Below are 12,831 nucleotides of genomic sequence, written 5' to 3' on the forward strand. Positions count from 1 at the left end.
CAGGTGGTTTGTGCGGTTTAATATACGCTTTATCGAATTTATTCAAAAATCCAGTAAGGTACGGGACAGTCTATGCTTCAATTTAATATAACTTTAAAAAAAATTGATATGGAACAGGGGATTGGTTATAAGAATAGATTGTGTATAGCAATATTTCTGCTAAGTTTTGCTTTAATTTTCAACTTAAAATCTTTTAGTCAGGACTATCCCTTCACCTTGCCCAATACCATTACGGCATCTTTAAATGTAGATACCGATAGTACGGAGCCATTCAATAATAAACTCATAGGCTATAATATTCAAGGTTTTGACACCCAACTTCAGAAGGATTTTATCAACCTTGTAGATCCAGTAACCATCCGTTTCCCGCATGGGGTCTGGGCCAATTTTTATAAATGGCAAACCGATGGCTATCAAGACGATGCCTACGATAATAGAGACCACGAAGAGGCTTTACAAACCTTTGTATGTTGTATTACAGGGGATATCGATGGTATTGCAGAGTTAAACACGCAAAAAAAGAACAGAACTGGAGGAGATGGTTATGATATGATGTGGACTTACTCCATTAATTTTGACGATGGTGCCAGTAGTGTAGCCAGGGCGCAAAAAGACATAGGTTTAGGTCTTGAGGTTAAGGCTATTGAACTAGGAAACGAACATTTTTGGAAAGGGCAACGTTCTTTGAGAACTGAAACCCCGGAAATGTATTTGGCCGCCGCCTCTGAGGTTTCAAGTGCCCTTAAAACAGAATTTCCAGATATTAAGTTATCATTGCCCTTAAGTTGGAGGAGAACTCACGAAAGCTATAATAATAAAATAAAAGGTGATGGTAATTTCTTTGACGCTATTTCTTTGCATAAATATTTCAAAAAAGACCCTTTGGCTTTAGGCAGTAATAGTGCTTATAGCGATTTATTAACAGCAAAATTAGAACTAGAAGAAGATACAAATTGGGTAAGGTCTTTTGCGCCTGATAAACCAATTTGGTTAACAGAGTGGGGTATTTCTTCTGGTGAAAATTTACACGCAGCGGCATGTTTAGGCATTGCAGATGTATATCTTTTTTTAGCCGAGAACAAAGATGTTTACGAAAGAGCAAACTGGTTTATTTTTAATAGAGTAGCCAATTCTATGGTTGTTGTAGGTAGTAACAGAGAACCAATTTACCCCTTGCAAAAAAAAGGTAATCTTTTAGTTTATGAAGTTATTCAAGATGTATTTAGAGATGCTACAATGATGGATGGGACTGTAACGTCTTCGGCACAATTAACCGTATCTAGAGGTTCTGTCAACGCAGTAAACGCCAGGGCAACAACCAATGAATTTGGGGAAACCAAAGTTGTGGCGGTTAACTTAACCGATAAGCCGGTAACTTTTGAGCTGAAGTTTGACGATGTGGTATATTCAAGATCGTTTAAGCACGAAGCACTGATATTTGATAATTTAGGAGAAGTAGCACCCATAGATTACTTTTCTGATCCATTACAGTTAGTCAAAGAAGGTACAGGTACAATTACGCTACCACCACTATCTGTAAGTAAAATATCAGGAGTATATTTTGATGAATCCATCCATCTTATTGCGGGGACTATCGAAGCCGAAGATTATAAAGATGGGGGTGAAGGTGTTGGTTTTTCAGATACAACAACAGATAATACCTTAAGTCCGGGAGTTGACACGGAGGGTGCAGATGTAGGAACAGATAGTGGAATCACCTTTGTTGGCGATACCCAAAACGGCGAATGGTTAAAATATGATGTCAATGTTTTGAACGCCGATGATTACGATTTTGAGTTTGTATACGCATCTGCAACAGCTGGGGCTTTGGTCAGTATAGAGATTGACGATGTTGTTGTTTTCGATAGCTTTTCATTGCCACAAACGGCCAGTGCCACCGATTTTCAGACCACCACAAAATTAACGGTTCCTTTAACGAAAGGGCTTCACGAGTTGAAACTCAATGTGCAGAACGGGGGGTTCAATCTAGACAGAATGAATATAACTGCGGTTCCAATTTTAGAAGCACCAATGTTTGTGACACCGAATGATTTGGATAATATTGAACCTGGAAATGCTATTGAGGTTGAAGCTTCTACAACCAGCGCACCCGAGAACATTGCCAGTATAGAACTTTTTATAAATGACGTTTTGGTGCGTAGTATTACTTCTGCGCCCTACACATGGGGATATTCTGGGCAAAATGATGCACTTCTTGAGAATATTGATGAAGGCACCTATAATTTAAAACTGGTATTGACCGATGATAGGGGCAGAACTAAGGAGAGCACAATTATAGTGACTAGTACAGATTATCCAACAAGGCCGTTTTCGGGAACAGCGCATATTGTTCCCGGGGTAATTCAAGTTGAGGATTATGATTTAGGAGGACAGGGTTTTGCTTTTAATGATTCGTCCTCAGGAAATTCAGGAGGAGTATATCGAACAGCAATAGGTGAAGATGTGGATATAATAGCTAGTGGAACTGGTTTTGCAGTATCATCTCTAAGTGGTAATGAGTATTTAAGATATACTATAAACGTAACTCAAGCAGGTAGGTATGAAATGTTGGTGAATTACAGAACATTTTCTAGTACTTCAAAACCGTTCGCGGCATATCTCTTACCAAAGGATTTATCTTCATCAGAACTGTTGTTTTCAGCACCAAACGGCTCAACTACTGATGGTATAAGAAAAATAACTGAAGGGGGCGTTTTTCAGGATTACACTTCAGATGAATTTGATTTACAAAGTGGACTATGGATTTTGGAGCTAAAAATTCCGAGTGGCGGCGCTGGGCCCTCTTATGATTACGTAACTTTAAATAGAATTGGAAGCTTAAGTGTTGATGAGTTTGCGCTTCAAAATGAATTTAAGGTCTACCCTGTACCAAGTAGTGATGGGATATTTCATTTAAGTATATCTAAAACTTGGGAAGTCTACTCTTTGTTAGGCAGAAAAATATCTAATGGAAAAGGAAAGATGATAGATATTTCTAAATATTCAAAGGGGATTTATATTTTAAAGACCTACGAAGGAACTGTAGAGCGGTTGGTATATGACTAGGATAGTATTAAAGCGAATTAAATGTAAAGCAAACCAGTTCGCTATACTTATTTTATTGATTCATAACAAAGCAACACTCATTTTTTCTTTTTCTTTGAAGGTTCAGGATGATTATTGACGTAATCTTCTAAAAGAGATTTCACTACTTCCAGACCCCCTGCTTTTAGTCCATTATTTACATTAGCACCTGTAATCCAATACAATACCATGCCAGCATCAGAGCAATCCCATTTGCCTTTTTGGAAATTCACTATATTATCTATTTCAGCAATATTCCCAATAGTCCAAATGAGTCGTATTCTTGGATCAGCATGGTTTTTCGCCCAATCCCATTTTTCGTGATCCAGTTTTAAATTAATGTTTTGGTCAGGAATACGTACTTCTTCAATACCAAAATCTAAAATTTGTTGCCAAGTATAAAAATCCCCGGCATTATCATTAGCGGGATGATGGGTTACTACTTTAACAAATTTGTGCTTCTCCTTAGGTGTTTTTTGTAAAGCCATCCCTATAATATCGGGTTCGCCAGCTTCTATAATCCATAGAGGATCTTCTGCGGTAGAAGCATTTATGGCCCAACATAAATCGTTAATAGTTTCTTCTTTTTGCCATATGGCGTCATAAAACGTCAAATTATTAAAACCGCCCCAGCGTCTAGCTGTCATATCACAAGCTATTTGCATTAAATGATGTCTTTCTTTTTCGGCTTTTTCAGAAATGCGATCATCCCTTACTAAATCACAACTATGGGAATAATGCACTAACCTGTTCTCTAATCCAGATGCTCTTAAAAGTGCAATAGAAATTGAAGTTCCTCCTAAATCGTCAGGATCTGGAGAGTTGCCGTCAGCTACAATAGCAATACGGCCATTAGGAGGGTTTATGTTTTGGGAAAAGTTTGGCAATGCAGTTAGCAAAGCGAATATTATGATCGATACTCTAAACGTCATGGTCAGCGAAGTTTTTTTAATGATTTAAATGTGATAATAATTCATAGCTAAAAATAGACTAGATACTGTTATTTAGTAACCTGTTGTATCCTGTGTGCTAAAAAAATATAGGTTTTTGTAAGAATTGAAATCATACAGGACAGCCCATAACGGGTAGTACAGGATACTTGATAAAATTTTAAGAAATATTTTAGAAACCTAAAAACAAATTAACTTAAGATTTATGAAACTAAAAACTAAACTAAATGCGCCGCCTAATTTTAAGAAATTTAGGTTGTTAACCATTTTCTTGTTTTCATGTGTAGCAATGTCTTTTGCTCAAACTGTTACAGGAACAGTTACTGCAGACGGACAGCCTCTCCCGGGAGCCACAGTTGTGGTAAAAGGAACTACAACAGGAACAAGTACAGATTTTGATGGAAATTACACCATCAATGCAAGCGCAGAAAACACACTTATTTTTTCTTATGTAGGCTATTCTACAAAAGAAGTAGTTGTGGGAAATCAATCAACAATTAATGTAACCTTAGAACAAGACAACGCTCTTGACGAGGTAGTTGTTATTGGTTATGGTACACAACGAAAATCAGATTTAACAGGTTCTGTATCTTCTGTAAGCTCAGAAGATATTACAGCCCTTCCAGTTGCGAGGGTAGATCAAGCCTTACAAGGTAGGGCTTCTGGTGTACAAGTAACTCAGGTAAATGGTGCTCCAGGTGCGGGTACTGTTATTAGAGTAAGGGGTGGTAACTCTATTACTGGTAGTAACGAACCGCTTTGGGTAATTGATGGTATTATTGTAGGTACTAACTTTAACTTAAACAACATTAATAGTAATGACATCCAATCCATTGAGATTTTAAAAGACGCCTCGTCTATCGCCATTTACGGTGCTAGGGGTGCGAATGGAGTAGTACTGGTTACTACTAAAAGTGGTACGGGTGCTGGTACGGGAAAACCGCAAATAAGTGTAAATCTTTACACGAGTTCTCAAATGTTGCCAGAATTACCGGATAGATTAAACCAAAGAGAGCAAATAGAGTTTACCAATGAGCACGCAAATTTCAGGGGTGTAGCTATTCCTTTTCCGGATGATCCATCAACATATCCAAACAATGATTGGGTAGACCTAGTATTAGGTACAGCTCCAATTTATAATGCAGATGTTTCCATTTCTGGAGCTACTGATAATGTAAACTACTATACCTCAATAAATTATTTTAATCAAGAAGGTATTGTAAAAAGCTCTGGTCTTGAAAAATACATTTTTAGAACAAATTTAGATCTTAAATTGAGCGATAAAGTAAAAGCTGGGTTTAGATTAAATTATTCAAGACTAGAACAAGATAATCCACTGGCCAGTTTTAGTCAGGCAGCTTTTGGAATACTTCGTACACAACCTGCTTTTAATGACGATGGTTCTTTTAATGGTTTTGATGAGGTAGTTGGTTCACCATTCAACAACCCTTTAGCTGCTATTGCCTTAAACACGAATGAAACCTTTACTAATAACTTATTAGCAACGGTATATTTGGAGTATAGTCCAGCTCCAAATTGGACTATCCGCTCAACATTTAGTCCAGAATTTAACAATACGAAGCAAAATAGATTTAGTTCTAGCCAGTTGCCTGGTTTACTTGCGATTGGGGATTTTGGACAAGGAACTGCCAGCGTCCGTACTGTAAATACTAATGGGTGGAACAATGAAAATACTATACAATACCAATCAGATTTTGGTGAAGATCATAGTATTACCGCCCTTGCAGGTGCTTCTTTTCAAAAAGTATCTACAGAGATAGCTCAGGCTGAAGCTTTTGGTATTACTAGTGATGCTACTGGATTTAATAATTTAAATAACTCCGACCCTACAAGGTCTATAGTATCAAGTGACTTTACTGGTTTTCAATTCGCATCTTTTTTCGGACGTTTAAATTATTCTTATAAAGATAAATACCTTTTAACTTTAGTAGGTAGATCAGATGGTAGCTCTCGTTTTGCAGAAGGTAATAAATATGCGTTTTTCCCTTCTATAGCGGCTGCTTGGAAAATAACGGAGGAAGATTTCATGCAAGACCAAGATGTATTTCAAGACTTAAAATTAAGAGCGAGTTGGGGTAAATCGGGTAACCAAGCTATTGATCCATACAGTACTCTTGGATTGTTAACAGGAGCAAACACAACACTTAATGGCGCAGAAGTGCCTGGTTTAACTTTAGGTAGGCCTGCAAACCCTAATTTACAATGGGAAACCACAAGTTCTTTTGATATTGCTCTTGAAGCGTCATTGTTTGGTGGTAGAGTATTTACAGAATTTAATTATTACTATAAGGAAACCGAAGATTTACTTTTGGAAAGAACTATTCCAAGACAAACAGGTTTTAATAGTCAATTACAAAACATAGGAGCTCTAAAAAATACAGGATGGGAGCTTTTAGTGAATTCAACAAATGTGAGTACATCAAACTTTAATTGGAATTCTACCGTAACATTATCAGCCAACAAGAATGAAGTTCTAGATCTTGGTGGTGTTGATTTTATTGATATTGTTGCAGATCCTATTTTAGGTTCAGGCAATACCCGTTTAATTGTAGGAGAATCTGTTCCTACTTTTGTTGGAGTTAGATATTTAGGTACTTGGAAAAGTCAAGAAGAAATCGATGCGTCAGGTAGAACTGACCCTCAAATCGTTGGTGGATCTCACTTTGAAGATTTAAATGGAGACGGTATCGCATCAACAGAAGATGCAGTGGTGTTAGGTAGCCCCTTTCCAGATTTAATCTTTGGTATTGAAAACAATTTTTCTTACAAGAACTGGGACTTTTCATTCTACTTCCAAGGAACTCAAGGTAATGAAGTATACAACCTATCAATGAGGAACAATTATTTCAACCGTGGAGAGACTGTTAAATTCGGAGACATACGTAACCGTTGGACGGTTGATAACCCAACCTCTAATATTCCTAGAGCAGGAGGAGACAATGTAACTAATACACCTCCTAATTCTGAGTATGTTGAAGATGGATCTCATATCCGTTTAAAAACGGTACGATTGGCTTACAATTTCCCAACAGATAAGATGGGATTAAATGGTATTAAAAATGCTACAGTTTATCTATCTGGAACCAATTTATTGCTATTCTCTAATACCAGGTTAATAGACCCAGAAGCAAGTAATTTTGGTCGTAATAACCTTTTACAAGGCTATATTAGTGCGCAATATCCTAACCCAAGAGTTATAACACTTGGTTTAAATGTAACTTTTTAAAAAAAAAATAATATGAAAACAAAAAATATAATTTTATACGTCTTTATGGTTTTCGCATGTTTTAGTTGCGAAAGCTTTTTAGAAGAAGATCCAAAAGCACTTATTTCTCCTGAAACATTTTTTGCTTCGGAAAATGATGCAAGACAAGCGGTTCAGGGTATGTATGCCATTTTAAAGAACAACTCTTTATACGGTCAAGTAGGGCTGGATCATTTTTACGATAATGGTGCAGATATTATTGAACCTAACCGTTCTGCAAATTTTGTTCAGCCAATAGGAAACTACACACTGAATGAGGCCTTGGCAGACGTGTCTGTTCAAAAAATGAGTGTTTCAGATACTTGGAAAGACCTTTATCGAATTATACTAAATGCTAATGTTATTATAGAAAGAGTAACAGATAATGAGGATGTAGGGGATGCCAGTGTTCGTACTGATATCATTGCAGATACTAGATTTATCAGAGGCTTATGCTACTGGCATATTACTAACCTTTGGGGGGATGCACCATACTATACGGAGGTATTAACTTTGGAAGAAATCGGATCTTTAGGTAGAACTCCAGAAGCTACAATCATCGCAGGTGTTCTTGAGGATTTACAGTTTGCCCAAGATAACTTGCAAACTGCTTACACTGGCGATCAAAGTGGTAGAGCCTCAAAATGGGCCGCAGCTATTGTAATGGCTAAAATTTACATGAAGCAACAACAATGGCAGCAAGGTTTGGACAAATGTTTAGAAATTATAAACCAATCTCCTCATAGATTATTAGATTCTTATAATGAAGTGTTTGATCAATTTAACGAATACAATGATGAAATTATTTGGTCTTTAGATTTTGCTCGAGATATTAATAGTCAGTTTGATCCAGCATTCCCAGGGAGATCATTCGCTGGTAACAATAACTGGCGCCCAAGCATGTTTAATCCTCGTTTAAGAGATGAGCCAGCAAATTCAGATGAAAGAGCTGCATTGGGAGATGCATTAGCTGCTAGAGGTGAAGCGTTTAATGGTACTGGATTACAGGTAGCTTCTAAAGACTTTGCTGAGAAATTCCCGATGAATGATTTAAGAAGAGAGCTAAATATAGTGGATAACTATTTAGGGTTTGACTTAAATTTTCCATACATGGCAAAATTCTGGAATTTGGAGTTAGATAGATCTCCAAGGTTTAATCACTCTGATAACAGAATGGTATTTCGTTTAGCAGATGTGCATTTAATGGCTGCAGAATGTGAGAACGAGCGTCCAGGAGGAAACCCAAATACAGCTTTCGAATATATTAGAAAAATTAGAGAGCGTGCCTTTGCGACACAAGGAGAAGCTGAAGCTATTTTAGGTTTAAGCCAACAAGAATTTAGAGAAGCAATTTATGATGAGCGTAAGTGGGAGTTAGCGGCAGAGATGCACAGAAGATATGATTTGATACGATGGGGTATTCTATTAGATGTTGTCCAAAATTTAGAATACCGTTTTTGGACTCCAGCTGATAATATTAGACCTTATCACGTAAAATTACCAATTCCACTTCAGGAACTAGAAAATAATCCTGCATTATTAGAGTCAGATCCAACTAATAATGGATATAGAAATTAATTAGCAGTAAGTTTTTTAATTGTTTAGTTTTGAGAAGGCTAGAGATATTTATCTCTAGCCTTTTTTCATACAAGACAGTTCAGGATAGGGAAAGAAAAAATATCTTTTAGTTTAGTAGTCGAATATTGGTTAAATTAAATTAAATGAAAAAATACCTCTTCTTACTTATTACAGTTAGCTTATTGTTTACAGGTTGTCAGTCTAGCACATCAAATTCAGCAGGAAATGATAAAGATCAAGAAATAAATGAAAAAGTCGAAGCACTATTAAGTCAAATGACCTTAGACGAAAAAATAGCTGAAATGACGCAAGATGCTCCTGCAAATGAACGGTTAGGAATTCCATATATGAAGTATGCAGAAGCACTTCATGGGGTTTGGCTTGTACTTGATTATTATGGTAACACCACTGTATATCCGCAAGCTATTGCAGCAGCTTCTACTTGGCAACCTGAATTGATTAAAAAAATGGCTTCACAAACAGCTCTAGAAGCGAGAGCTTTAGGAGTTACCCATACGTATTCGCCTAATTTAGATGTTATTTCTGGTGATCCAAGATATGGTAGGGTAGAAGAATCTTATGGAGAAGATCCTTACTTGGTGTCTAGAATGGGTGTTGCATTTATTCAAGGGTTACAAGGTATGGGTGATGAAAGATTTGATGAGAATCACGTAATAGCAACTGCAAAACATTTTATTGGGTATCCAGAAAATAGAAGAGGTATCAATGGTGGATTTAGTGATATGTCAGAACGTCGTTTAAGAGAGGTTTACTTACCACCTTTTGAGGCTGCTATAAAAGAAGCAAAGGTAGGTTCTGTTATGCCAGGGCATCAAGATTATAATGGAGTTCCAAATCACATGAACACTTGGTTGTTAAAAGATATTTTAAGAGATGAACTAGGTTTTGATGGTTTTATTGTTTCTGATAATAATGACGTCGCAAGGTTAGGAACTATGCATTTTATTGCTGAAACTAGAACTAAATCAGCTCTTTTAGGCTTAAAAGCGGGTGTTGATATGGATTTAGTTATTGGAAAGAACGAAAAACTAGCAGCATACAATTCTAAAGTGTTAAAAGATACGGTTACACAGAATCCAGAGTTGTTAAAGTATATAGACAAAGCTACCTCTCGTATTTTAACCGCAAAATATAATTTGGGTTTATTCGACACTAAACCAAAAGAGATTGATACTAAAACAGTATATGCTGGTAAAAAAGAACATCAAGATTTTTCTTATGAAATGGCAAAAAAAGCAATTATTTTATTAAAAAATGATAATAACGTATTGCCCTTGGATATGTCTAACATAAAATCTTTAGCTGTAATTGGTCCAAATGCTCATGAAAATAGACCTAAAAAAGGAACCTATTCTTTATTAGGAGGCTACTCCGGTTTACCACCATTTTATGTTTCTGCTTTAGATGGAATAAAAGCTAAAGTAGGTGATAAAGTAAAAATTAATTACGCAAAAGGTTGTGATTTATTAAGTAATTCTAAAGCAGGTTTTCCCGCAGCAATTGCAGCAGCAAAAAAGTCTGATGCAGTTGTTCTAGTTATTGGAGGTTCAAGAAAAACTGGTGGTGAAGGTGTAGATAGAGCCGATTTAAATTTATATGGTGTGCAGCAAGAATTGGTAAAAGCAATCCATAAAACAGGCAAGCCTATTGTTGCTGTTTTAATTAATGGTAGACCATTATCAATCAATTATGTTGTAGAAAATATCCCATCAATTTTAGAAACATGGTATTTAGGTATGCGTTCTGGAGATGCTATTGCAGATGCTATTTTTGGTGATGTGAATCCAGGAGGTAAGCTTACAGTATCTTTTCCACGATCTGTAGGGCAGGTTCCTGTAACGTATTTAGAGCGTCCAGATTTTATAGGTTCGGGTAAAGGCTTATTTAAAAATGCAGATAAATCTCCATTATTCCCTTTTGGGTATGGTTTAAGTTACACTACGTTTGAATATGGCGAACCAAAATTAGATAATACTACTATTAATGCTGATGGATCAACCTCGGTTTCAGTTGAAGTTACCAATAAAGGCAATAGAGTTGGAGATGAAGTGGTTCAAATGTATGTGCGTGATGATTATGCATCCGTGGGTAGATATTTAAAACTGCTTAAAGGTTTTCAACGCATCACACTAAAACCTGGAGAAACCAAAACGGTAAGTTTTAAGCTTGGTTTTGATGAGTTAAATGTATTAAATCAAAATATGAAAAAAGTGGTAGAGCCTGGGACATTTACCATTTCTGTTGGGGCATCGTCTTTAAAAGAACATCTGAAAACGGTTAAGTTGACAGTTAAATAAAACAATTTTACTCTTAAGATAACTATAAAAATGGTGGATTATAACTTTTACTCAACAGTCTGAAGAGCGATAGATGAATCGTGGATTGTCAGTGAGATTTTCCAAAAGATGATATTTTTTTCTATTTAATCGAAGTAGTATTTAAAAAAGTAACTGCTTAAAATCATGTAAGAATAATATTTTTCTTATTATAAGAAAACACTTTTTTAATTAGGTTTTGAACACAAAAATTAAATTTTAAAAGTAAAAATCCTGATAAACAGGATACAACAGGATAGGTGACACCAAAAATTTTATTTATTTTAAACGAATAAATAACTAAAACTTCATAATTATGAAAAAAATTACTTTAAAAAGAATTGTATTGCTAATGGTATTAGCATTTACAGTTCAAAATTTTTCTTTTGCACAAGGTGCTACTGAGCAACCAAACACTGCACGTGATGGCCAAACGTATCGTATAAGAAACATGGCAACGGGCAATTACTTAGCTTACGATGACACTTTAGGGAAATATGCGCCTGTCGCTTTTGATGCAAACGATGAAACACAAGTGCACAGGTTTATGTCAAATAGTACAGTAATTTCAGGATCAACGTTTTATACTATAGATATGGGAGGACCTGGTGTTTCAAGAGGTGTTATGAGAATGGCTGGTGCAGGTGCTATGAATGAAGTGTTTTCTACTACCAAACAATTCGATGCTACTTCAGGTATGACTGATAAAGTGCAAAACGTTTGGGAATTAGGTGGAGAAATAATTTTAATTCAAGCCAAAACAGCTAATTCTTACTTAACTGAACAAGATCAGGCATTTTTTGATGCTAACGGGTTTTGGTTCCAAGGGCCAGCTATTACTGATCCAATTGAATTGAATCAGCAGTGGTTATTAGAAGCAGGTACGTTAAGCAATGAAGAGTTTGACTCAAGCTCAATTTTTATTTCTAACCCTGTGAATAGTGAGATCAGCATTAAAGGTTTAACTGCAGATGTTAACTCTATTTCTGTATTCTCACTTATAGGTAAACAAGTTTTATCTAGAGAAGTAAATGGTGAAACATCTCTTACTTTAGATTCAAGTGCATTATCAAGCGGTATGTATCTTGTTAAAATACAAGGCGATAATGGTGCGTTTACTAAGAAAATAGTAAAGCAGTAATATACTCGGTACTTAACATATTTTTTTAAAAACATTCTATCTTGGTAAAAGATAGAATGTTTTTTTTTATATCGAATAAAAAAAAATCTGATGTATCTTTAAAAAAAGATTTAAACTAAAAATAAAAGCGTTTTTACATTATGCAGAGGCTAGCATTTAAAATGAAACTAAACAAAGGGCAAAAAGAGGCCTATACCAAGCGACATAATGAATTATGGCCAGAGTTAAAGCAATTATTAAAGGATAATGGTGTAAGCGAATATTCCATTTTCTTTGACGAAGAAACTAGTACGCTTTTTGCGTTCCAAAAAGTATCAGGTTCAGGTGGTTCTCAAGACTTAGCTGATAACCCTATAGTAAAAAAATGGTGGGATTACATGGCTGACATAATGGAAGTTAATGCAGACAACTCTCCTGTTTCTATTCCTTTGGAAGAGGTTTTCTATATGCCGTAACTAATAGTTGAATATGAAAAAG

General features: G+C 35.9%; 7 protein-coding genes. 6 read left to right on the forward strand and 1 reads right to left on the reverse strand.

Going from position 1 to position 12,831, the window contains the following annotated elements; genetic code table 11:
* The first annotated feature begins 108 nt into the window (after positions 1-108).
* Entirely contained in the window at positions 109-3,066 is a 2,958-nt protein-coding gene (locus EYD45_RS10325) for a carbohydrate-binding protein (RefSeq protein ID WP_165453923.1), read from the forward strand.
* A gap of 77 nt (positions 3,067-3,143) precedes the next feature.
* On the opposite strand, the gene EYD45_RS10330 is transcribed toward EYD45_RS10325, so the two are convergent.
* Positions 3,144-4,016: a hypothetical protein gene (locus EYD45_RS10330; protein WP_130964474.1), complete on the reverse strand. Its 873-nt coding sequence runs from the start codon at positions 4,014-4,016 to the stop codon at positions 3,144-3,146.
* Positions 4,017-4,239: 223 nt separating this feature from the next.
* On the opposite strand from EYD45_RS10330, the gene EYD45_RS10335 reads away from it, so the two are divergent.
* The 5 genes from EYD45_RS10335 to rhaM all read left to right on the forward strand — a co-directional run bounded on the left by EYD45_RS10335 (position 4,240) and on the right by rhaM (position 12,809).
* Positions 4,240-7,281 (forward strand): SusC/RagA family TonB-linked outer membrane protein, encoded by a 3,042-nt coding sequence (locus EYD45_RS10335; protein WP_130964475.1) that lies wholly within the window; start codon positions 4,240-4,242, stop codon positions 7,279-7,281.
* A 12-nt stretch (positions 7,282-7,293) separates the two neighbouring features.
* Positions 7,294-8,877 carry a RagB/SusD family nutrient uptake outer membrane protein gene (locus EYD45_RS10340; RefSeq protein ID WP_130964476.1) on the forward strand — a complete coding sequence of 528 codons (1,584 nt, stop codon included), beginning with the start codon at positions 7,294-7,296 and terminating at the stop codon, positions 8,875-8,877.
* 143 nt (positions 8,878-9,020) lie between these two features.
* The gene (locus EYD45_RS10345) at positions 9,021-11,195 is read left to right on the forward strand and encodes a beta-xylosidase (RefSeq protein WP_130964477.1); all 2,175 of its coding nucleotides are present in this window, start codon (positions 9,021-9,023) and stop codon (positions 11,193-11,195) included.
* Between the two features lie 334 nt (positions 11,196-11,529).
* Positions 11,530-12,354, forward strand: coding sequence for a T9SS type A sorting domain-containing protein (locus tag EYD45_RS10350; RefSeq protein WP_130964478.1), 825 nt, complete (start codon positions 11,530-11,532; stop codon positions 12,352-12,354).
* 140 nt (positions 12,355-12,494) lie between these two features.
* Positions 12,495-12,809 (forward strand): L-rhamnose mutarotase, encoded by a 315-nt coding sequence (gene rhaM, locus EYD45_RS10355; protein ID WP_130964479.1) that lies wholly within the window; start codon positions 12,495-12,497, stop codon positions 12,807-12,809.
* Positions 12,810-12,831: the final 22 nt, after the last annotated feature.

It is taken from the genome of Hyunsoonleella flava, assembly GCF_004310325.1.
Taxonomy (GTDB): Bacteria; Bacteroidota; Bacteroidia; order Flavobacteriales; family Flavobacteriaceae; genus Jejuia; species Jejuia flava.

Bases quoted from the DNA above. Each gene is read 5' to 3' on its own strand.
- EYD45_RS10325 (WP_165453923.1), top strand. From the start codon at position 109: ATGGAACAGGGGATTGGTTATAAGAATAGATTGTGTATAGCAATATTT.
- EYD45_RS10330 (WP_130964474.1), bottom strand. From the start codon at position 4,016: ATGACGTTTAGAGTATCGATCATAATATTCGCTTTGCTAACTGCATTG.
- EYD45_RS10335 (WP_130964475.1), top strand. From the start codon at position 4,240: ATGAAACTAAAAACTAAACTAAATGCGCCGCCTAATTTTAAGAAATTT.
- EYD45_RS10340 (WP_130964476.1), top strand. From the start codon at position 7,294: ATGAAAACAAAAAATATAATTTTATACGTCTTTATGGTTTTCGCATGT.
- EYD45_RS10345 (WP_130964477.1), top strand. From the start codon at position 9,021: ATGAAAAAATACCTCTTCTTACTTATTACAGTTAGCTTATTGTTTACA.
- EYD45_RS10350 (WP_130964478.1), top strand. From the start codon at position 11,530: ATGAAAAAAATTACTTTAAAAAGAATTGTATTGCTAATGGTATTAGCA.
- rhaM (WP_130964479.1), top strand. From the start codon at position 12,495: ATGCAGAGGCTAGCATTTAAAATGAAACTAAACAAAGGGCAAAAAGAG.